General features: G+C 37.4%; 19 protein-coding genes. 14 read left to right on the top strand and 5 right to left on the bottom strand.

From position 1 onward, the window contains the following. Positions 1-98: 98 nt before the first annotated feature. Together LACWKB8_RS08760 and cbpB are read right to left on the bottom strand one after the other, a co-directional pair. Positions 99-668, bottom strand: coding sequence for a hypothetical protein (locus LACWKB8_RS08760; RefSeq protein ID WP_038524760.1), 570 nt, complete (start codon positions 666-668; stop codon positions 99-101). A 280-nt stretch (positions 669-948) separates the two neighbouring features. Beyond that, positions 949-1,434, bottom strand: coding sequence for a cyclic-di-AMP-binding protein CbpB (cbpB, locus tag LACWKB8_RS08755; RefSeq protein ID WP_038525091.1), 486 nt, complete (start codon positions 1,432-1,434; stop codon positions 949-951). Positions 1,435-2,005: 571 nt separating this feature from the next. On the opposite strand from cbpB, the gene LACWKB8_RS08750 reads away from it, so the two are divergent. From LACWKB8_RS08750 to LACWKB8_RS08715, 8 genes are all read left to right on the top strand, one after another. Further along, on the top strand, positions 2,006-2,323 hold the full coding sequence (locus LACWKB8_RS08750; RefSeq protein WP_038524757.1) for a hypothetical protein: 318 nt from the start codon (positions 2,006-2,008) through the stop codon (positions 2,321-2,323). Positions 2,324-2,439: 116 nt separating this feature from the next. After that, positions 2,440-2,592: a teichoic acid D-Ala incorporation-associated protein DltX gene (locus LACWKB8_RS08745; protein WP_038524754.1), complete on the top strand. Its 153-nt coding sequence runs from the start codon at positions 2,440-2,442 to the stop codon at positions 2,590-2,592. A gap of 14 nt (positions 2,593-2,606) precedes the next feature. Continuing rightward, positions 2,607-4,121: a D-alanine--poly(phosphoribitol) ligase subunit DltA gene (gene dltA / locus LACWKB8_RS08740; protein ID WP_038524751.1), complete on the top strand. Its 1,515-nt coding sequence runs from the start codon at positions 2,607-2,609 to the stop codon at positions 4,119-4,121. Next, complete coding sequence (gene dltB / locus LACWKB8_RS08735) at positions 4,121-5,365, top strand: D-alanyl-lipoteichoic acid biosynthesis protein DltB (protein ID WP_038524747.1); 1,245 nt, start codon at positions 4,121-4,123, stop codon at positions 5,363-5,365. The genes dltA and dltB overlap by 1 nt, the downstream gene beginning before the upstream one ends. A gap of 27 nt (positions 5,366-5,392) precedes the next feature. Further along, on the top strand, positions 5,393-5,632 hold the full coding sequence (gene dltC, locus LACWKB8_RS08730) for a D-alanine--poly(phosphoribitol) ligase subunit DltC (protein ID WP_038524744.1): 240 nt from the start codon (positions 5,393-5,395) through the stop codon (positions 5,630-5,632). Further along, positions 5,625-6,932 carry a D-alanyl-lipoteichoic acid biosynthesis protein DltD gene (gene dltD, locus LACWKB8_RS08725; protein ID WP_038524741.1) on the top strand — a complete coding sequence of 436 codons (1,308 nt, stop codon included), beginning with the start codon at positions 5,625-5,627 and terminating at the stop codon, positions 6,930-6,932. Before dltC ends, dltD begins: the two co-directional genes overlap by 8 nt. Next, positions 6,932-7,906, top strand: a complete 975-nt coding sequence (locus LACWKB8_RS08720; protein ID WP_052059701.1) for a serine hydrolase — start codon at positions 6,932-6,934, stop codon at positions 7,904-7,906. Before dltD ends, LACWKB8_RS08720 begins: the two co-directional genes overlap by 1 nt. A 547-nt stretch (positions 7,907-8,453) precedes the next feature. Further along, on the top strand, positions 8,454-9,161 hold the full coding sequence (locus tag LACWKB8_RS08715) for a DUF975 family protein (protein ID WP_038524738.1): 708 nt from the start codon (positions 8,454-8,456) through the stop codon (positions 9,159-9,161). Between the two features lie 67 nt (positions 9,162-9,228). On the opposite strand, the gene LACWKB8_RS08710 is transcribed toward LACWKB8_RS08715, so the two are convergent. Further along, the gene (locus LACWKB8_RS08710) at positions 9,229-9,465 is read right to left on the bottom strand and encodes a hypothetical protein (RefSeq protein WP_038524735.1); all 237 of its coding nucleotides are present in this window, start codon (positions 9,463-9,465) and stop codon (positions 9,229-9,231) included. A 150-nt stretch (positions 9,466-9,615) separates the two neighbouring features. Here LACWKB8_RS08710 and LACWKB8_RS08705 point away from each other — a divergent pair, with 150 nt between their 5' ends. The 6 genes from LACWKB8_RS08705 (at position 9,616) to rsgA (ending at position 19,039) form a co-directional block, all read left to right on the top strand. Next, positions 9,616-10,911 (top strand): PTS sugar transporter subunit IIC, encoded by a 1,296-nt coding sequence (locus tag LACWKB8_RS08705; RefSeq protein ID WP_038524731.1) that lies wholly within the window; start codon positions 9,616-9,618, stop codon positions 10,909-10,911. Positions 10,912-10,916: 5 nt separating this feature from the next. Beyond that, positions 10,917-11,783 (top strand): alpha/beta hydrolase, encoded by an 867-nt coding sequence (locus LACWKB8_RS08700; protein ID WP_038524727.1) that lies wholly within the window; start codon positions 10,917-10,919, stop codon positions 11,781-11,783. Further along, positions 11,783-14,308, top strand: coding sequence for an AAA family ATPase (locus LACWKB8_RS08695; RefSeq protein WP_038524724.1), 2,526 nt, complete (start codon positions 11,783-11,785; stop codon positions 14,306-14,308). Before LACWKB8_RS08700 ends, LACWKB8_RS08695 begins: the two co-directional genes overlap by 1 nt. A gap of 208 nt (positions 14,309-14,516) precedes the next feature. Next, entirely contained in the window at positions 14,517-16,619 is a 2,103-nt protein-coding gene (locus LACWKB8_RS08690) for an ATP-dependent Clp protease ATP-binding subunit (protein ID WP_038524721.1), read from the top strand. 230 nt (positions 16,620-16,849) lie between these two features. Then, positions 16,850-17,872: a branched-chain amino acid aminotransferase gene (locus tag LACWKB8_RS08685; RefSeq protein WP_038524718.1), complete on the top strand. Its 1,023-nt coding sequence runs from the start codon at positions 16,850-16,852 to the stop codon at positions 17,870-17,872. Positions 17,873-18,010: 138 nt separating this feature from the next. Continuing rightward, complete coding sequence (gene rsgA / locus LACWKB8_RS08680) at positions 18,011-19,039, top strand: ribosome small subunit-dependent GTPase A (protein ID WP_052059700.1); 1,029 nt, start codon at positions 18,011-18,013, stop codon at positions 19,037-19,039. Positions 19,040-19,139: 100 nt separating this feature from the next. Here rsgA and tkt read toward each other — a convergent pair whose 3' ends face one another. Then, the gene (gene tkt / locus LACWKB8_RS08675; protein ID WP_038524715.1) at positions 19,140-21,122 is read right to left on the bottom strand and encodes a transketolase; all 1,983 of its coding nucleotides are present in this window, start codon (positions 21,120-21,122) and stop codon (positions 19,140-19,142) included. 23 nt (positions 21,123-21,145) lie between these two features. Further along, the gene (locus LACWKB8_RS08670) at positions 21,146-22,420 is read right to left on the bottom strand and encodes a PTS ascorbate transporter subunit IIC (protein ID WP_038524712.1); all 1,275 of its coding nucleotides are present in this window, start codon (positions 22,418-22,420) and stop codon (positions 21,146-21,148) included. Positions 22,421-22,426 lie beyond the last annotated feature (6 nt).

Raw genomic sequence — 22,426 nt, 5'->3', positions numbered from 1 at the left:
GTATAATTTTTATTTTAACACTAATTTAGAATAAGTCTAAATTAGGATATAATTTTTAGCATAAAAAAGAAGGTGGAGAACTAAACACCTTCTTTAATTTAATAATCTTTAAGTTTAATAATCTTATTGAATTGCTTATTTTGTTTATCTTGTTTTGAGTTAGTTTCAAGATGAAGATTTTTTGAAGATTTTTTATCGTCATCATTTATTGGCGTGATTTGAAAGATTTTTGTTCTCCCGATAGAATCAATTATGTCAGAAGAAGACATGGTAATAAAGTTGTCATTATCGCCGTAATCATCGGTTTCAGCAAAGTAGTGGTTAATTTTCTCTATCCCTTTTTCCGAAAAGTGTTCCTCACGTGCCAAGTCTAGCAAAAGGGCATGCAACCGAGTAGCTGATACTAATTCATGCTGTAAGATCATAAAGATCCAAGAAAAGTTTGAATCCACTGATTTGAACCTTTTACTTACCTTATCTCTATAAAAAGCATCAGTAATTTTTGCTACTTCGTCCATATTTTTTGAATTTGCGGTCAGTTCTTTTAGCTGAGCAACCAATTCAGACCGCTCTTTTAACGATAATTCTTGACCATTAGGATAAGTCCAGTTTTTAATAATTGCGCTTACCAAAAAAGTTAGTTGCTCAGAAATCATTTTACTTGCCATATTAGTGTTCTTCTTTTCCAAATACTTTAGGATTATCAATAAAACTTATTAACTAATTTAGCAAAGTGTTATTTATTTCCTAATTAAAATTCACAATATTTGTAATTGCGTATATATTTAAAAATACATACTAAAAATAATTGAAATTTTAATATCATATCAACCAAATAGCCATATAAGGAAATAACAACACGTTGTTTCCCTGCTACTTTTTATTATAGACTAGTTTAGAATAAAGTACACTAAAAAGTAATAAATAATCATAAATTAACAGTATATTTTATAATTGTTTGCTTTTATTAATAGGAGTAACTTGATATTTGCTTTCAAAATTATGGGCAATGTAATTAAAAGCCTTAATCCATTCCCTTCGAGTTAACAGCCCTTGAAAAACACCATAATCATCAACAACGGGTAAAAAAGCGTTGTTAACAAGTAAGTGCAATTGTGTTTCTAAAGTCGTTTGCGCAAAGTTAATTTTGTCAAATTTAGTTTGCATGACATCGCGCACTTGCAATTTATTTAGCGGCTCCAGTGAGATGCTGTCCGTTTCCATCATTTTATCTGTAATCATTGCCAAACTTAAAAGGCCAACAACCCGACTTTGACGGTCAAGAACCGGAATTTTTGAATATTTGACACGCGTCAGAATCATAAATGCGTGATATAAAGGGTTGTCGTCTTCAACAAAAGCGATGCGAGAGGCAGGAATAATGAAAGAACCTGATTTTTCTTCCAATAAGTGTTTGATTGTGGGTGAAAACATTAAATATAAACCTTTCATCATGAAAAATAATAATTGTTCAAATTTAATCCTATAACAAAGAAAAAAGGCCCGCAAGATCTGCGAGCCTGTTAGTTTTCATCTACTTTGAAGGAGTAAGAATGAATGAAATAAAAAAGTGGGAGTATGTAGTAAGTTTTGCTTTCGCTTACTACATAAAAAATAATATCTCTAAAATATGAAGTTAAGTTAGAAAATCTCTTATAAAAGGGTAAAGAATTTCTTTAGAACTGTTTAAGACCATAGAAAAACTCACGTAACGCACGTGAGTCGAAAGGGATAGATATGAAAATGACCTGTAAAGTCATTTCGGTTTTTTCATTATTATACTTGGAGGAGTATGAATGAAAAACAAAAAGTTGAGTGTGATATAAGAAAAAAGCAAATGTTTCCTATATCACATTTTCAGTATAACTATAAAATGTGAAAAAAGTATGACGAAAGTAGGAAAAATGCAAATTTTAGATTACTGCAAAATTGTTTGTTACAAGTCTCATTGCTATAATTGGACTTACTTTATTTCAAATAATAGAATTAAAGCCTAAGGAGAAATATGAAAAAGCAAGATTACCGTAAAAAAATTACTTTCTGGTTACGTTTTTCAGGTTGGTTTTGTTTACTACCAGCATCCAACTTGTTATTGTTCTACCAGCGAATTGGTCAAAGTCCCTTGAGATATCTCTTTTTAGCGGAATTGGTTTTCACAATTTTGTTTGCGGTCTATATTCTGACCACTGCGTTAAGTGAGCGCTGGCTCAAAGAAAAAAATATTTTTATTCTGATAATTATCGCACTGTTATTTGGACCGGTTATTGTGGCAATTCCTCTAGGTTTCGCATATCACGCTTGCCGTAAACTGAATGGCGAATAGTATTAGGAAAATATTTAAATTTGGTAAAAGTTGATGACGATTTTTTTAGTTGGAAATCTTTAGTAGTACTATATTCGATAGTACATTTTATTGATATTTGAAAGAGATCTGAAATTATGGCTAAAAAAGAAAAAACTGATTCACGTGGTAAACGTGTGGGTAAGTTTATTTTGACGACAATTATCTATTGCGTCATTTTACTGGTACTAATTTATTTGTATCAATACAGCGGCCTTACTTCCGTTCACTTTATTTATAATGAATTTTAAGATGGTACGTTAATATGATTAAAAATGTAATTGCAAAAATTGATGAAGTTGCCCAAAAAGAACCTGAGCGTATAGCCTATGATTATTTGGGTAAAACCAATACCTATGGTGATTTAAAAAAGCGTTCAGATGAGTGGGCACATAAAATTGCCAATTTAGGTCTTTCGCCTCAAAGCCCAGTTATGATCTGGGGCGGCCAAGACTTCGAAATTGTTGCCAGTTTTTTGGGTTGTGTCAAGTCGGGGCATGCTTATATTCCCATTGCCAGTTACTCTAATGCTGAACGGATAGTTATGATCCAAGATGTTTCCCGCGCTGAAGCGCTTCTAGCGATTGACGATCTGCCTGAAATTGATTTACCACCTATTAAAGTAGTGCATCCTGCTGATGTAGAAAAAGGAGACTTTGAATCTGACCCTGCGAACTTTGTTCAAGGTGATGACAACTTCTACATCATTTTTACTTCAGGCACCAGTGGCAAGCCTAAAGGGGTGCAAATTAGTCATAATAATCTGCTTAGCTTTATCAATTGGGAAATGACGGATTTTGATCTGCCAGAGCATCCAGCATTTTTATCCCAAGCGCCATATTCATTTGATCTTTCAGTGATGAGTCTTTATCCCGCTTTAGTTGGAGCAGGGAAGTTAGTTGCTCTGCCACATGAAGTCACACAAAATTTTGCCCAGCTGTTTCAGACGCTGCCCAATTTGCAATTTAACGTCTGGGTTTCGACACCTTCATTTGCGCAAATGTGTTTTCTGGATAAAACTTTTGACGAAAAGCACCATCCAAACCTGACTCATTTCATGTTTTGCGGTGAAGAATTGCCACATAACGAAGTGGTAATGTTAAAAAAGAAATTTCCCCAGACGCGTATTTTTAACACTTACGGGCCAACTGAAACTACGGTCGCAGTCACTCAAGTAGAAATTACTGATGCTGTTTTAAAAAAATATGACCGTCTGCCTATAGGCAAAGTTAAAGCTGATACCAAAATTACTATTGATAAAACTAAGGGCGATCAACCGGATGAAGGCGAGATTATCATTACCGGGCCGAGTACTTCGAAGGGTTATATGAATAATCCTGCAAAAACTGCTAAGGCTTTCTTTAAAAAACCGGGTGATCAATATCTGAGTCACCGTTCAGGTGATGAGGGCTTCTTTGACCACGACATGCTCTTTTATCGGGGCAGAATTGATTTTCAGATCAAGTTTAACGGCTACCGTATTGAACTGGAAGAAATTAACCATTATATCGGGATGAACAAGTTGGTTGATCATGGAGTAGCCGCACCTAAATACAACCAAGATCATACGGTCAAGCAAATCGTCGCCGAAATTAAGCTGAAAGATGGTGTGAAAGACCACTATTCTGAAGTAGAAATCACTAAGATGATTAGAGCAGATTTAACTAAAAATTTGATGCCGTACATGATTCCGCAGCGCTATGTTTACCGTGAAACATTACCTGTCTCTCAAAATGGAAAGGTTGATATTAAGGCGGTTATCAAGGAGGTTAACGAGTAGTGAATTTTAATTTCATTAACTTGCAGCCGTACTCTAATCCGCATTACTTTGTGTATTTGTTGATTGGTTTAATTCCAATCATTATTGGGCTGTATTGGGGACGCCGCTTAAAAATCTATGAAGTTGTGTTCTCATTAGTTTTTCTTTTTCTTATTTTTGATGCGGAAAAGTGGCAACAGGGTGTTAGTTTGATTATCTACGTTCTGTTTCAGTTGTTAGTCACTTATGGCTACTTTTATTATCGTAGGCGTAAAAATAGTCAAAATAAAACCTGGGTTTTCTATCTGGCCGTCATTTTAGCAATTGTGCCTCTGATTTTAGTTAAAGTGCAAACTGCTTTTCCGCAAGCTAAGATACCTGGTGTTTTGGCATTTTTGGGGATCTCTTACCTAACTTTTAAGACTGTGCAAGTTGTGATGGAGGTTCGCGATGGTGCCATTAAAGAGCTTAATCTCGGAATGTATCTACGCTTTCTCTTATTCTTTCCCACTATTTCATCAGGTCCAATTGATCGCTACCGTAGGTTTGCTAAGGAATGTGATAAGGCCCCTAAACGCAGCGAATATCTGACTGATTTAGAACTGGCGACACGCTATCTGTTTCAAGGCTTTTTATATAAATTTGTCTTGGGCTGGTTCTTTGGTACCCACTGGCTGCCTAGAATTACCCGAGCAGCAATGATAACAGGTACAGCTAATGGCGGCTTGAAACTGTCGTGGTGGGTAGTCGCCTACATGTACTGCTACAGCATGTATTTATTCTTTGACTTTGCGGGCTATTCCTTGTTTGCAGTGTCAATTTCCTACTTTATGGGTATTCACACTCCAATGAACTTTAATAAGCCGTTTATCGCGCAAAACATCAAAGAATTCTGGAATCGGTGGCACATGACCTTGTCCTTCTGGTTCCGCGACTACATCTATATGCGGTTTACCTTCTTTGCGATGAAGAAAAAGCTGTTCAAAAATCCCGTTAGACTATCTCAAGCAGCTTATCTGTTATTATTCTTAGTAATGGGCTTCTGGCATGGGTTAACCTGGTACTACATTGTTTACGGCTTATTCCATGCTTTCGCTATCATCATCAATGATTGTTGGTTGCGGTTTAAAAAGAAGCACAAAGATAAATTGCCATCGAACAAATATACGAAATGGCTGGCAATTTTTGTTACTTTTAATGTTGTTTGTTTCAGTTTCCTGATTTTTTCAGGGTTCCTCAGCCAATTATGGTTTGGCTGGAAATAAGCAGTGAATTATTAAGGAGTTTTTATCATGGATACCAAAAAAGAAGTTTTAGCAATTTTACAAGATTTAACTGGTGAAGATTTAACAGACAGAATGGATGAAAATATTTTTGCCAACGGTTTAATGGATTCAATGGCCAGTGTGCAAATGTTGTTAAATTTGCAGGAAAAATTTCAAATTGATGTACCTGTTTCTGAATTTGACAGAAATGAATGGGACACGCCTAATAAAATTGTGGCAAAGGTGGAAAATTTAGAAAATGAGTAACAAACGCCGGCTGTGGCAGATTTTTGGCCCGGTACTTTGCGCGGCAGTCTTGTTACTGGTTATCTTTTTACTGCCGTGGGAGCGGACTTTTTCGCAAGGTGCGATCTATCAAGCTGCGAATTCGCAGACCACGACCATTTTTAAGGGCTCCTTAATGAAACAAGATGCTTATAAAGATGGCTACGTGCCTTTTTATGGCTCAAGTGAATTATCACGGCTTGACCCGCTGCATCCGAGTGTAATCGCGCAAAAATATCACCGCAATTACCGGCCATTTTTGTTAGGTGGGCCAGGCAGTCAATCCTTAGCGCACTTTTTGGAAATGCAGAGCACGCCCGAGCAGCTTAAGGACAAAAAGGCCGTGGTCATTGTTTCACCGCAATGGTTTACCAAGAGGGGACAAAATCCCGATGCCTTCGCACTGTATTATTCACCACTACAAGCCTGCAATTTTCTGTTAGGGATTAAAAAAGATACACCGACAAACCGCTATGCAGCTAAGCGTTTCTTGCAAATGCCAGAAGTGAAGGGCGTTATCAGGCAAGGGATGAAAAGAGTTGCTGACGGGCAAAAGCTAACGGGATTTCAACGTTTTTATCTCGAAAACCAGCGGCGCATACTTAACAATGAGGATAAGTTTTTCAGTACCTTTCAGTTGCGTGACCGCATCAAAAAAATTAACGATCGGGCTAAGCTGTTACCAGCTACCTATTCAGTTAAAGCTTTAAATAAAGTGGCAAGTGAGCAGGCTGCTATAAACACCAATTCTAATAATTTTGGTATTAATAATCGCTTCTTCAAAAAACGCTTGAATAAACGCTTATTAGCCAAATTAAAAGATAGTCAGCGTCATTTTAATTACACTAAATCGGTGGAATACAGCGATTTCGAGTTGATGTTGCATCAGTTTGCCAAGCAGCATACCAATGTGTTATTCATTATCCCGCCGATTAATGAAAAATGGTCTAATTATACGGGCTTATCCCAGAAGATGTACCAAAAGGCCGTTTCTAAAATTAAATACCAGTTGGCGAGCCAAGGTTTTGATAACGTCACTGACTTATCCAAACGTGGTGGTGAACAGTATTTCATGGAAGATACTATTCATATAGGCTGGCGCGGCTGGGTAGCTGTTGACCAGGCAGTAAAGCCGTTTATGGCGCAAGCCGATATTCCACGTAATTATAATATTCATAATTACTTTTACAGTCGCAAATGGCAAAAGAAGCCATATCAGATTAGTTTAACTAATGAAAATCCATTAAAAAGCAATTCAAAAGAATCTTTAAAAGGCAAGTAGTGCGCCAGCAAGTTGATGCCCTGGGAATTAAAGGCTCAATTCTAGTCATTAAAAATGGCAAAATTATGCTTAACTATGCTTTAGGCAATAATACTGACACTAGTTATTTAATCAATTCTGTGCAGAAGTCTATGACGGCTGCAATCGTTATGCGTTTGATACAAGAAGGCAAGTTAAGCTTGCAGGATAAGCTTAGTCAATTTTATCCGCAAATTCCGGGCGCGAATAAGGTTAAAATAAAAAACCTGCTGGCAATGACAGCAGGACTGGACCTCAAACCGGGAACAAAGTTAGGGCGCAAGCATTTTATCTCAGATAGCGATAATATTCGTTGTGATGCGGCTAAAACTATTTTTGAGCCACGTCTATTGAATAAATGGCACTATAGTTCACTCAACTACGTGTATCTTTGCGGAATAGCCAGTCAGATTACTAAGAAAAGTTATGAACGGCTATTTCGTCAAACTTATGTTAGGCCTTTAAGGCTGAGACAGACCGAGTTTTTATGGTCTAAACCGGGAAAAATAATTGCCAGTCACCTAGTACCGGGAATGATTTACCGCAAGGGTCGTTATGATGTGGTTAAGCATAAGGCTGCTTTAAAAGATGCCCATAATGAATTGGGTGCAGGATCGGTAGTGATGTCTAATCATGATTTGGCCAAAGTAATTCATTATCTCCTTGCGGGCAAATTACTGACTAAAAAGAGTCGTATGCTGCTATATCGGGCCGGACCACCTGCTTATTATAATGGCGGTTTTTATAATAATAATAAGCTGCAAACTAAAACAGCTAACGGTGCTGGGCAGGGATATTATACTTTTATGCGCAGCACCAATAATGCTCAAACAATATTAATTATTCAGTCAAATAAAACCCGTGAAGGCGAGTTTGACCAGCTAAAAGGGCAAATCAATCAAATTATGCTAGAACTGCTTGGCCGTAAGGCTAGAAGTGCAAATATGTTTGGTTAAAACTTGTTTTTTATATAATTGCATGCTAAAATTCTGTTGTGTCGCCATAGGAAGTAATCATTTTCTCCGGTAGCGAAAATGTAAATTTCTTTAATGTGGTCAGTAATGACGGCACAAACACTGTGTGAGCTTAGTTCCGATGTTGGTGGAACTAGGCTTTTTGTATGCCTCAAAATATTGATAAAAATTCATAATAGTTTTTTAAAGTAAAGATGCAATTTTAGCAGCATTCTGCAACATGAAGTGTGCAGCTATACCAGCCGTAAATACTGGGAGCTGTGAAAATTGGCTCCCAAGCCAAAACAAACTGCAGATATTAATCATGCAGGTAAAAGACTCGTTAGCTTAAAGCAACCAGCATAAAAAGCATATAGATAAAGATAATGAATAAAAATTAGTTTTTATAATGTGAGTATTAAATCAATACATACATATCATTAGCATAGATTAAATGCTGATAAATCTATACTTTTTGGTATATTTTTTGCTAAATATTACTAATGAAGTGTAAAATAAAATTAATATATATTAGGTAAGGAGATAGGTTATGACTAGAGCAGAATTAAAAGCAGAAGCCAAAAATCAGTTAAGGCATAATTGGGGCTGGGCAATTTCTGTTGGTATAGTAATGACTGTGTTCGTTGGTATCTTTTTTGGTAAACCAGTGTTTGATACCACTGTAAGAACTATGAATAATATTAATAATGCAATGGGCAGCGGTTCGCTTGATTCAGTATTTAAGCCTGGTGTTTGGGCCGGACAATTAGGTATTAACACAGGAGTAAACTTTCTCGGCAGCTTTTTCCTATTGAGTTTAGTGGTGACGTTCTTGCACTTTACCCGTGGAGAAAGGATGGGCTTTTTCAAGAGCATTTTTTCTGTTTTTATGGATAGTCGTTTTGTGCCCGAGTTTCTGAACTTTCTGTTAAGCTATATTTTTCAATTTTTATGGTCCTTGTTGCTGGTAATTCCTGGTCTGATAAAATCTTATTCCTATGCTATGACACCCTATATAGTTAATGATTTAGTGGAAAGTGGACAAGAAGTGCATGCAACCACTGCCATAACAGCGAGTCGGCAATTGATGGACGGGCATAAATGGGAATTATTTGTGTTGAATTTAAGCTTTATTGGCTGGTACATTCTTTCCGTTATTACTTTCGGCATTGGTTATATCTGGCTATTGCCATACGAACAGACGACAAAAGCCAACTTTTACCGTAATTTAGCTGGTGATCAGTTTTTGAAAAAGTAATTATTAATAATAAATAAAAAGAGTGAGGTTATTAAAAATCCCACTCTTTTTATTTGCATAGTAGTATTTATTCGAAGCGATTCAAGTCGTCAATACGCTCTCTAAATAACTTGCCGGTATATTCAGAACTTGTATCATCAGACTTTTTAAGTGCATCTTTAATCTGGTTGGAATTCAAGCGATCAAAAAGATACATTTTAAGTGCCTCGTTAATCAGATCATTAAAGTCAGTATCGGTGACTTCCATATACTTTGCCGTCAGTTTTGCTACTTTTTCATTTAGTTCGATTTTTCTTCTGCTCATTTTATCGCCTTCTAGAACTTAATTTTATTATAACATTTTTACAACATTAAATATTTAAAAACGAAAAAGGACTGTATAAAAATAGCTAGTACTAAAAAATTAGAGTATTATTTTCTTTTAAATAAAATAATCAGGATAAGGGTCTGCAAAATGAAAGAATTTACTTTTAATATCTTAGTGCGCATACAAGAATACTCCTTTTTTCGTGCGGCACGACACACGATGGCGATGCTAATGCCAATCGCTGTGGTTGGTTCATACTTTAAAGTCCTCAATGATCTAGTCTTTACACCTAATGGGTTAATTTATAACATTTTTAGCTTAGACAAAATATTGTCAGACCATATATGGTATGCCGGTTCTTTTGTTTGTCGGGGTATGGTTGAGATTACCTTTGGCGTTTTTGGCGTTTACGCCAGCTATTTTATGGCACGATATACTGCCCGCCTTTATCATAAAGACTCTACAATGGCGGGTTTAACTGCCGTATCAATTATGCTTTTTTGTTCCTATGCGTCTAGTAGCGGTCGTGATGCCCGCATGCCGTTTACAGCTAGTTTATTACAAGTTAATGCGCTATTTATTGCATTAGTTGTGGGTTACTGCGTGGGGCAAGTTTTTCATTTGTTAGGCAAAAATTATTCTTATGTAAAAGATGAGGGCACAAAAGTTATACAAAAAAGGGCGGGGGCTGCAGCTCTACCGAGTTTTGTTTCACTTTTGGCGGGCATTTTATTAGGTATTATTATTTATGAATTACAACTGAAATTACTTAATTCTGCCAGCTTTAACGAAATTGTCAGTCGCATGCAAACTACTAATAATTTTGCTGAAGTTTTAGTCCTTTCGGTTGCAATTACATTCTTAGATTGGCTGGGTATAGGCTTCCCACTGCATTCTTTGTCAGGAACAGTCAATAATGCTTATACTGCTGAAAACCTGACTTACACGTTAAGGCATGGTAATTCTTGGAATGTCCCTTACAAATTTTTGGGCAGTTCTCTTATTAATACTTACGGCACTATGGGTGGAGCCAGCGTAGTTTTAGCCATCATAGTACTAATGCTGCTAATAAGGAGTAATAGAGAAAATGAGATCAATGCCAAAATTAATTTGTTGCCTGCAACTTTTGGTTCTACTTTAGGCTTTAATATTGGTTTACCGCTGATTTTAAATCCTGTGTTCCTGATTCCTAGCATAGTGATTCCGCTTATTAACATGACGCTAGCTGCAGCAGCAATTAGCTTACATGTTATTCCAGTATGCGTTTATCAGATTTTAAAGGGAACACCAGGATTATTAGTTTCATTTTTCGGTACAAACGGCAATTGGGCAGCGCTAATTTTTACAATACTATTATTTTTGCTGGATATAGTTTTATTGTTACCTGTGGTTATTTTTAATGAAAAAATGGTAACAAGGATAAATAACCAAAAGAAAGGATAGGCAAAATGAATAAAAAAGCCAATTATAAATGGCTGGTATTGGTAGTAATCATGTTAACTATATTGTCTATTCCCAGTTTCTTTTGGATGAGAAAAGATAATAATGCAAGAGCAGAACGTAGTAAATCCCTTCTTTCGCCAGTAATCATGGTACCGGGTTCCAGTGCTACTACTGAGCGCTTTAACCAGTTAATTGATGAGCTGAATAAAACCACTTTTAAAAGACACAGCGTAATCAAAATTACAGTTTCACGTGAAGCAAAATTGACATACAGCGGTGCTATTGGTAAAAATGACTTGGAACCATTAATTATTATCGGATTTGACAATAATAAGGATGGTTATACTAATATTAAGAAGCAGGCGAAATGGTTAAATGCAGCATTTAAGTCACTAGCGCAAAATTATAAATTTAACAATTTCAAGGCTTTTGGCCATTCTAATGGCGGATTAATTTGGACATATTGGCTGGAACACTATTATGCTGAATATTCCGGCGATATCAAAATAAAAAAATTAATGACGCTTGGTACGCCGTATAATTTTAACGAAAGTAATATTAATAACCGTACCCAAATGTTGGCAGATTTTATTAAAAACCGGTCTAAATTGCCTACGTATTTGAAAGTCTATTCTCTTTCAGGAGGAAAAAATTACGAATCAGACGGCATTGTCCCTGAAACGAGTGTGGCAGCAGGAAAATTCATTTTTCAAAATCAAGTTAAGAATTATACAGCCATAACAGTAACTGGTGAAAAAGCGGATCACTCAGACCTGCCTCAAAACAAACAAGTTATTCAGGCTATTCGCCAGTATCTATTAAAGAAACCAGAAAGACCTTTAAAACCAAATAAAAGAAAGGAAAATCATTGATGAAGTATCACAAACAGCCCACGCATATTGAAGTAATTGGTGGCAGAGTTAATAATCTGAAAAATATTAACGTTGATATTCCCTTACATAAATTTGTAGCTATATCGGGCTTAAGTGGTTCTGGTAAATCAAGCTTAGCGATGGGCATTTTGTATTCTGAAGGAGCAAGACGCTACCTTGATTCTTTAGCAGCATACACTAAGAGACGTATCAGTCAAGTTGGACGTGCACAAGTTGACGAAGTAAAACACATTCCCTCGGCTTTGGCTTTGCGCCAACGCCCGGCCATTCCAGGTGTACGTTCAACGGTAGGCACTGTTACCGAGGTCTTTAATATTTTACGTCTAATTTTTTCGCGTTTAGGTTCACCGGTTTGTCCCAACGGCCACAGGGTTCCACCGACTATTAAAATTGCTGAGGCAATGGATTTAACCGGAGAAGCAATGGGACGGCTGATTTGCCCAACATGTGGCGTGCAATTTTATGCTTATAGTGCAGAAGATTTCGCCTTTAATTCGGATGGTGCCTGTCAAAAGTGTCAGGGACTGGGAACTGTTGAGCAAATTGACGACAGTAAAATTATTGCTGATGAAAATTTGTCTCTTGAAAAAGGGGCAGTTGCTACTTGGCAAATTCCAGGTCGTAATTGGATGTGGCGGATTGCGCGGGAATTGGGAGTGCGCACAGATATACCGTATAAAAAATTGAACGCCAAAGAAAAAGAAATTGTGCTACATGGAAAAGAGCGCAAGATACCGATTGACCTGCCAACTTCAACGGGTAGGGTCTATCACTTAGATGCACTATACGAAAATGCTTATAATGCTGTAGCTAACTCACGCAAAACCACCAAGTCGGAGCGGGGTTTGCAAAGAATAAACTCTTTTTATAAATTTAGCACTTGTCCACGTTGTCATGGCTATCGTATTGATCCTAGCAGGTGGCAGCAACTGGTTGCCGGTAAAAATATTGTAGCAGCTGAGCAATTGACTCTGGGTCAATTAGGTCATTATATGAAAGAAATTTTAGCAGCGCTGCCGCAAAATATGTATGATCTAGCTAAAAACTTAATTGACGAGTTAATGCACCAAGTGAAGCCGTTATTAAAATTAGGACTGGACTACTTGAGCTTAGATCGTCAAGCCAGCAGCTTGTCCACAGGTGAGCTTCAAAGAATCCAGCTGGGGAGAACTTTGCGCACAGAAACAACAGGTGTGCTGTATGTTTTAGATGAACCATCTGTGGGACTACATCCTGACAATGTGGCGGGACTAATTGAAGTTTTTCATGAACTGGTTAATCAAGGAAATTCTCTGGTTGTGGTTGACCATGAAACTGCCATTATCAATGCAGCTGACTGGGTAATTGAAATTGGTCCAGGGTCTGGAAGTCAAGGTGGAGAAATTATTTCCCAGGGAATACCTCAAGACATTAAGCATAATGATAAATCACTAATTGGTCCATATTTAACAGGAAAAGCAACCCTACTTGTTCGTCAAAGAGCGGGTGCAGATCATATTTTTGATCAGGGTAAAGTAGAATTTACTGTAACGGATCGGTTTAATTTACAAAATATTCATGCTCAGATTCCTATTAACCGCTTAACGTCAGTAACCGGTTTTTCTGGTGCTGGTAAAACAACTTTGATACTTGATTCCCTTATCCCTGCCCTTAAGGCAGAAAATAATCATGGACCAGAGTGGGTAAAAAATTTAGTAAATCCTGGTATTAAAAATATTGTTAGTGTCGATTCTTCACCTGTGGGCAAAAATCAACGATCAACTGTTGCAACTTATACTGACATTATGGATAATTTGCGCAGACTGTTTGCCAAACAACCATTAGCAAAAAAATTAAGATATACTGCTGCTCATTTTTCCTACAATAATAAAGAAGGTGCATGTCCGGCATGTAATGGTACGGGAGTGATTTCGCTTGATATACAATATTTGCCAGATATGGTCGAAACTTGTTCAGTATGTGGAGGGCATCGTTTTAACAAAGATGTTTTAAAAGTAAAATGGCATAATCTTAGTATTGCGGATGTATTGGATTATTCAGTTGATGATGCATTAAAAGAAGGACTTTTTGAAGAAGAACCTAAAATTAATAAAACTATTCGTACCTTGCATGACATGGGCTTGGGCTACCTTCATTTAGGAGAATCAACTCCAGCTTTATCGGGTGGAGAGGCGCAGCGCTTGAAATTAACTAGTCATATTCATCAAAGACAAAAGGGCACTCTGTTTGTTTTTGATGAGCCTACAGTTGGGTTACATCCACAGGATGTCAGAACGCTGTTAAAAGTATTTCAGAAATTACTTGATCAAAAAGGAACGATTATCACTATTACCCACGATTTAGATATTATGGCTAACAGTGATTATATGATTGATATGGGACCAAGAGGTGGACTTCAAGGAGGAAAAATTGTAGCAAGCGGTACTCCTGTGGATATCTCTCAAAAATCTGCCAGTTTAACCGGTAAATATCTAAGAAAACAATTTAAATTATATCAAAAATAATCTTAATCTGAGCCTGATAGTACAAATTAAGTGCTGCTATATCAGGCTTTTTTGCTACTGTGGAAAAATAAGCAATAATTGTGGAAAAAACAAGTAAAAAAGTTGCTTTCTGTGGATAACCTGCTATAATATAATATGTAAGCAGTTAGCAGTCGAACTCATCGAGTGCTAATTACAAATTTATAACCTATCAAAGGGGTGTTTACATATGGCATATTTTGATAACGATTTTGACGATTTATTTAATGAATTAAACAATTCTTTCTTTAACAATACTAATGATAACGGCGGGGCTATTCCTATTCACTATTCTAGTAGCATGAACATTTCTCCCCAGGATTTTCAACAAAATGCACAAGGCGGACAAAAGCAAGGTCAAAAACCAATTGGGGTTGACCTGGTTGAACAGGCTAAAAAGAATAAATACGATCCTGTTATTGGTCGTGACGAACAGATTCAGGAAGTAATTGAAATTTTGAGTCGGCGTAAAAAGAACAACCCGGTCTTAGTGGGACCGGCTGGTGTTGGTAAAACTGCTATAGTTGAAGGCTTGGCACAAAAAATTGCTACAGGCGATGTTCCAGATAAAATGAAGGATAAGCATATTATTGCAATCAACATTAATGATATGGTTGCCGGATCTAGTCTCCGTGGTAGTTTTGAGGAACGTCTTAAAAAAGTAATTGATGAAGCTAAGAAGAACCCCAATATTATCTTATTCATTGATGAATTGCACAATATAGTTGGGGCAGGTTCTACGGATTCTGAAAACAATAACGGTGATGCCGCTAATATTTTGAAGCCGGCTTTAGCTAGTGGTGACTTGAACTTAATAGGTGCAACGACCACGAGTGAATACCGGAGAATTGAAAATGATGCGGCACTGGCACGTAGATTCCAACCAGTGCAAGTTCCTGAGCCATCTGCTGCAGTGACTGTCAAAATTTTGGAAGGTCTAAAAGATAAATATGAAGCTTTCCATCATGTAAAATACAATGATAGTGCTTTGAAGCTGGCTGTTGAATTATCACAGCGTTACATTCAGGGACGTTATTTACCTGATAAAGCCATTGATTTAATGGATGAAGCAGGTGCCAAAAAGGGTCTCGACACTATTCCTGATGATGAGGCAACTTTAAAGAAGCGGATTAAAAAGCTGGAAAGTGAAAAAGAAGCTGCTGCCAAAAAAGAAGATTACAGTAGAGCAAGCGAGCTGAAGAAGCAGATTGAAGACTTACGCGACAAAGCTAATCATGTAGATGAGAAAGCAACGCCGCATGTCACCGATGAGGATATCTACGCTTTGATTGAAGCCAAGACCAAAATTCCAATGAGTGAACTGCACGCAAGTGAAGGACAAAAGAACCTTGATTTGGCTCAGAAATTAAAGAAAGTGGTTATTGATCAGGATAATGCGGTTGATGTCATTACTGATGCAATTGCCCGTAAACAAGTTTTCAAAGACAATGATCGTCCTACTGGTACATTCTTATTAACTGGTCCTACCGGTGTAGGTAAGACAGAATTAGCTAAACAATTGGCCATCCAACTATTTGGTGGTGAAAATCATCTTATTAGACTTGATATGTCTGAATATCAAGATCAGATGGCTGTTAATAAACTAATTGGCTCTGCCCCAGGTTACGTTGGCTATGGTGAGGGCGGTCAATTGACTGAAAAGGTTCGTCACCAACCATACAGCTTAATTTTGTTCGATGAAATTGAAAAAGCCAATCCACAAGTATTTAATGCCTTGCTTCAGATCATGGACGATGGTCGTTTGACTGATGCTCAAGGTAGGACTGTTTCCTTTAAGGATACAATTTTAATCATGACTTCTAATGCTGGTTATTCTGACCAATTATTAAAAGACGGCAAAGTTGATCATGATAAGCTGATTAAAGCTCTGGAAGCATACTTCAGACCTGAATTTTTGAATAGGCTTGATGCGATCGTGCCGTTTAATTCGTTAACTAAAGATGATATGAATAAGATCATTGATATTTACTTAAAGAAGATGGCACATGTTTTAGCTAAAAAGAATGTGAAAGTTGAAGTATCTGATGAGGCTAAAGCTTATCTGGCTGAAAAAGGTTATGATAAGAAATTTGGTGCAAGACCTTTACGCAGAGTAGTTGAGCAAGACTTGGAGACACCGATTGCTAAATTATTAATGAAGGAGCCTGACACTAAAGAAGTTAAGTTTACAGCTGATGACAAGCATGTTTACTTAAATGATGCTGCTATTTTGGATATTACTGAAAAACCAGAACCAAAAGCTGAAACTAAAGCTAAAGTAAAACAAGACTAATTTTAAAAAGGGATCATCTCGTAAAGGGATGACCCCTTTTTTGGTTGATATTATTTCACGTGAAACAGCAGTTAATCAATATAAAAATAGAATAATGGTAATATAAAAAAGAACGGGAAAAGCTATTGACAGCAGTAAAAATTTAGTTTAAATTAGTTAGCAATTAAATTAATATTAAAAAGCTGAAAGGTTTTCAGCTATGTGTTTTTTGTATATAGGGGACAATTCATATGAAACAACGAGTAGAAGACCTGGATTGGAAGAATCTGGGATTTAAATATCGTGATCTGCCTTATCGTTATGAGGCTAAATTTCAAGATGGTGAATGGCAGGAAGGTAAACTGACTGAAGATTCGACCATGACTTTTTCTGAGGGTGCGGAAGTACTGCACTATGGTCAAGAAATTTTTGAAGGATTAAAAGCGTATCGGAGAAAAGACGGTAAGATTAATCTTTTCAGACCTGATGAAAATGCCCATCGTTTTGCTCTTTCAGCAAAGCGTTTAGCCATGCCGCCATTTCCAGAAGATAGGTTTGTTGACGCAGTGAAACAAGTGGTTTTAGCAAATAAAGAATTCGTGCCACCTTATGATAGCGGCGCAACTCTATATTTAAGACCACTTATGGTGGGAACTTCTAAAGTTCTGGGCGTTGAAAAAGCCGATGAATATACTTTCCGCATTTTTGCGGTTCCCGTTGGTGCATATATTAAAGGATTGAACCCTGCAGATTACATTGTTAGTGATTATGATCGTGCCGCTTATGCCGGTACTGGTCGAGCAAAGACATCAGGTAACTACGCCAGCAGCCTGCTTCCAGCTGTTGATGCGCATCAAAATGGTTATGCCGATTGCTTGTACCTTGATCCACGTGAACATAAATATGTTGATGAATTTGGTGGTGCCAATTTTTATGGTATTACCCAAGAAGGTCAATTTGTCACACCTAAGTCAAAATCAATTTTGGTTTCGATTACTAAGCGCTCACTTTTGGAAGTCGCTAAGTGGCAAGGACTAGACCCGGTTGAACGGCAAATTACTTTAGAAGAAGCTTTTAACATGAAAGAAGCTGGTGCGATGGGGACAGCTGCGGTAATTTCTCCTGTGGGCTCAATTACTTATAAAGGTAAAAAGCACGTTATTTACAGTGAAACAGAAACAGGTCCGATTACTACTAAGCTTTATAATGAACTAGTTGATATTCAATATGGTAATAAGAAAGGGCCAGATGGCTGGGTCCAAACATTAGAATAAGTTGGAAATTCGGGAACAAAAAACGAGGCTGAGGTCTCGTTTTTTTCTGTTAAAAACCTAATTGCGAGTTAGGTTGAATAGTGAGAAAATAATAAAAAGTTGATTAATAATTTTAACCATTGCTATTAGGAGATAACTATGGAATTAGGATTAAACACGTATAAACAACATGAACAAGTTGATGATAATGCAACTTTGGGGCGCATATCGCTGAATTCTGCAGGGATGTATAAAGTTATACATTTAAACGGCGCTGAAATAAATGCTATTCCTAAAAATAGAACCGAACAATTTTTAGTAGGCGATTGGGTAACCTTAGATCCCCAAGTTGATTTTGACTTAATTAATCAGCGTTTGCCACGATACAGTACATTAGGCAGGTTAACGGGTGAAGGGTATCATGTTCAGGAAAAAGATGCTGCCAGCAATATAGACCAATTATTTATTTGTATTTCCATGAATAAGAACTTTAAAAGTAGCCGTATTAAACGGTATTTGTATGCTTTTCAAAAAGATGATGAGTATCAAACTTCCCTAGTTTTAACAAAATCAGATCTCAACCCGGAAAGCGCGGAGATAGCTGCAGAACTTGCAGATGAGTTTGATATTGCTGTCTTTGCTACTTCCAGTGTGACAACAGAGGGAATCGAAGGATTGAGAGCCAGTATTTTACCGGGACAAACAGTTTCTTTTTATGGCAATTCTGGAGTAGGCAAATCAACCCTAGTAAATGCCGTTGCTCAAAAAGAGGTAATGGCAACTAGTCATATTAGTGACAAAACAGATAAGGGACGTCATACCACATCTAGTTCACGGCTAATTTTGATTGAACAGGGTGATTTTGTTTTGATTGATACTCCGGGGATAAAAAGTGTTGGTGTGGGCGCTAGTGACTTGGCACAGGTTTTTCCTGAGATTGTACAATTGGCTCAAAATTGTCATTTTCGTAATTGTAAGCACATTGACGAACCGGGTTGCGCAGTTAAAGCTGCCGTCAAGAATGGTACGCTAGAGCGCAAGTCTTATGACCAATTTCTTCAGCTGCAGGAAGAAAGCCAATCTACGCAGGGCTATCTTGATGCCAAAACCGCCAAAAAATTGAGCCGCAAAGCAGAAGGTAAGAGAGAAGCAATGAGTAAGCGTAATTACCGCAAGCCGCCAATGTAGTTTTTACAGGGGAAAATATAAATAAAAATACGCGTTTTTAAACTGGTGTTAAAAACGCGTATTTAGTTGTTATTGCTTTAAATTATCTCTAAATCCTAATCTATTTTGGAAAAGAATTTAAGTACAATTGCGCTGCGTGTTGGGGAGTGAAATCAATCATCTTAATAATGTCAGAAGCTGGAGCAGATTCGCCGAAATGATCGTAACCCATGCGAACGCCATTCAGACCAACATATTGTTGCCAGCCCATTGTAGCTCCCAATTCAATAGACATCCTGTTTTTAATATTAACGGGCAAAATCTTAGTTTGATAGTCTGGAGTTTGCTCGTTAAATAGTTCCCATGATGGCATTGAAATAACTCTCACATAAACCCCCTGTTCTGCCAAAATAGTTTGGGCCGCAATTGCTAAACTTACTTCTGAACCTGTTGCAATGATAATCCCAGTAGGATTGTTATTAGCAGCTTCGGAAATAATATAGGCACCTTTTTCAGCTTTAATACTGTCACTTCCAGCAAGTTGTGGTACAGGCTGACGGTTTAAAATAATTGCAGTTGGGGTTGTGGTAGACTTTAGGGCTAATTGCCAAGCAGTTTTAACCTCATTATTATCTGCAGGTCGAAAAACTGTAATATTAGGCATGGCTCTTAGTGACATTAATTGTTCAACTGGTTGATGAGTAGGTCCATCCTGCCCTACATAAAGGCTATCATGTGTAAAAACAAAAATTGTAGGTGTATTCATAATTGCTGCTTGCCTGATAGCACTTCTCATATAATCTGAAAATACTAGAAATGTTCCGGTATAGCCCCGTAGCCCACCATGTAGTGTTATTCCGTTAGCAATTGCTGCCATAGAAAATTCTCTAATGCCAAAGTAAATGTTTGGACCTTGATAACGATGTTTAGACATAAAAAACTTATTGTTAATTGTGGTTTTATTTGATGTGCCTAAATCACCACTTCCACCTACTAGAATAGGGTATTGTTGATAAATGTTATTGAGAACTTTACCAGAAGCAGCTCTTGTAGCTAATTCTCCTGTGATTTTAATATTAGTAAAATCAGGTAGGGCAAGCTCATTAGTCATAATTTGTTCTAATTGTTGACCCGGTTGCGGAAACTGCTTTACATAATTTTGCTTTAAATTAAGCCAATTTTGTTCAGCTTTAGCTCCTCTTTCTTTAACAGCGGAAAACCACTGTTTTACTTCTTCGGGCACATAAAAAGCTTCTTTATCAGTAAACCCAAATTGCTCTTTCATATGTTCTGCTTCTTGCTCTGAAACAGGATCGCTGTGGATAGCATTGGTACCTTGAAGGGTCGAACCATAACCTATGATTGTATTAACCTTGATCAAAGTTGGTTTGTCTGAACAGCGCTTAGCTGCGCTAAGAGCATTATAAATTTCACGGCAATTATTGCCGTCAGCAACTTCCAGTGTATTCCAGCCCATAGCAGCAAATTTTTGTAATTCATTTTCAGTATTCGAAGCTGTTAAATCGGCGTCCGATGTTACTTTATTTGCATCCCATAAGACTATTAGTTTATTTAAACCTAAATTACCGGCAAGAGATGCTGCCTCTTGGCAAACGCCTTCTTCAAAATCACCATCGCCTGAAATTACATACGTATAGTGATTAATAATAGGGAAATTAGGTCTATTAAATCTGTCTGCCAGATGAGCTTCCGCAATCGCCATTCCAACTCCCATAGCAAATCCTTGTCCTAGTGGACCTGTGCTGGCATCGACTCCTGCTGTTTTGCCATATTCAGGATGGCCTGGGGTCAGGCTGTGTAATTGACGAAACTGCTTAATATCTGCGATAGAAAGCGGGAAGCCTGCTAAATGCAGTAGTGAATATAGAAGCATTGATCCGTGACCAGCACTCAAGACAAAGCGGTCACGATCAAACCACTCTGTGTTTGCCGGATTAACCTTAAGAAAATACCGCCATGAAGTATAGCCCAAAGGAGCTGCTCCTAAAGGCATTCCTAAATGACCATGATGAGCTTTTTGAACCGCATCAAGAGTTAGATTTCTAATTGTATCAACTGATAATTGGTCTAATTCTGAATTCATTTATATTGACTCCTTTAATATTGCTAAAAAATACTGTGTACTATTTGACCAATAAATTTAATAATTAAGGCAACGACGTTGAAATCTGTTTCCGGGAAAGCGGTTCCTTTTAAGCCAATTGACGATAATACTGGATATACTAGGGATGGACCTACGGCGATTAAAATTCCTACGATAAAAGAACCAATAACGCAGCCTTTCCAGCCGCCCGTAGCATTGCCAAAAACGCCGGCTGTAGCACCAATGAAAAAGTAAGGCACTGCAACGGGAATGATTACGGGCATATGTAGAGCCGCAAATACCAGCATCATCAACAATCCCGCTGCATAAGCAGATACGAAGCCAATAACTGTTGCTGTTGGAGCATAAGGGAAAACAACGGGAACATCTAAAGCTGGCTTTGCATTAGGAATCAGTTTTTCTGAGATACCAACGAAGGCATTAACAATTTCGCCTAAAAGTAATCTCACCCCTGTAATAATTACGTATAAGGCTGCAGCAAATTGTAGTCCTTGTAATAAAGGATAAATTAACCAATTAACTCCTTTTGATAATTGCTCAACTTGTGCCTTGCCGGCGAATAAAGCAGCAATGTAATAAAAAATGACCATCGTAATTGAAACTCCGATGACATAATCTTTAAAAATACTAAGCCATCCTGGTAACTTCAATTTTTCTGTACTTTCTTTCGGACTGCCCACTTTTCCCCCGATCCAGCTGGAAAGGGCATAACCAATTGATACATAGTGAGCTAATGCAATATCATCACCGCCAGTAACTTTACGCATTCCTGGTTGGGCGATTGCAGGCATTGCTGCGGACATAAAGCCTACTATTATTCCTCCAATTACCACTATATAGGGATTACTCAAACCTACTGATTTAAGCATGATGGTAGATAGAGCAGCCAAATATAAATTGTGTTGTCCGGTAAGGAAGATATATTTCATTGGCGTTAATCTAGCAACAATTAAGTTGACTACAAAGCCTAAAGTCATCACCAATGCAACTACAGTGCCGAAACGCTGTTGAGCTAGAGCGGTAACGGCTTCTGCTAATGGTAAAACCCCTTGAAGATGAAATCCTTTAGCAAATAATGCCTGAAAATCGTTTAAAGCAACTGTTGCAGCAGAACTACCAATAGTAAAAACTAGAAAACCAACAATAGTTTTCAAAGTACCATTGATAATTTTAGTGGGACTTTCTTTTTGTAAGACCAGACCAATAAAAGATATCAGTCCAATCATAATTGAAGCTGTACTTAATAAATCTACCAATAGAGATAGAATGGCATTCATTATTAT

Origin of the sequence: Lactobacillus sp. wkB8 (assembly GCF_000761135.1) — a bacterium.
Taxonomy (GTDB): Bacteria; Bacillota; Bacilli; order Lactobacillales; family Lactobacillaceae; genus Lactobacillus; species Lactobacillus helsingborgensis.
This window is presented reverse-complemented; position numbering and strand designations above follow the sequence as displayed.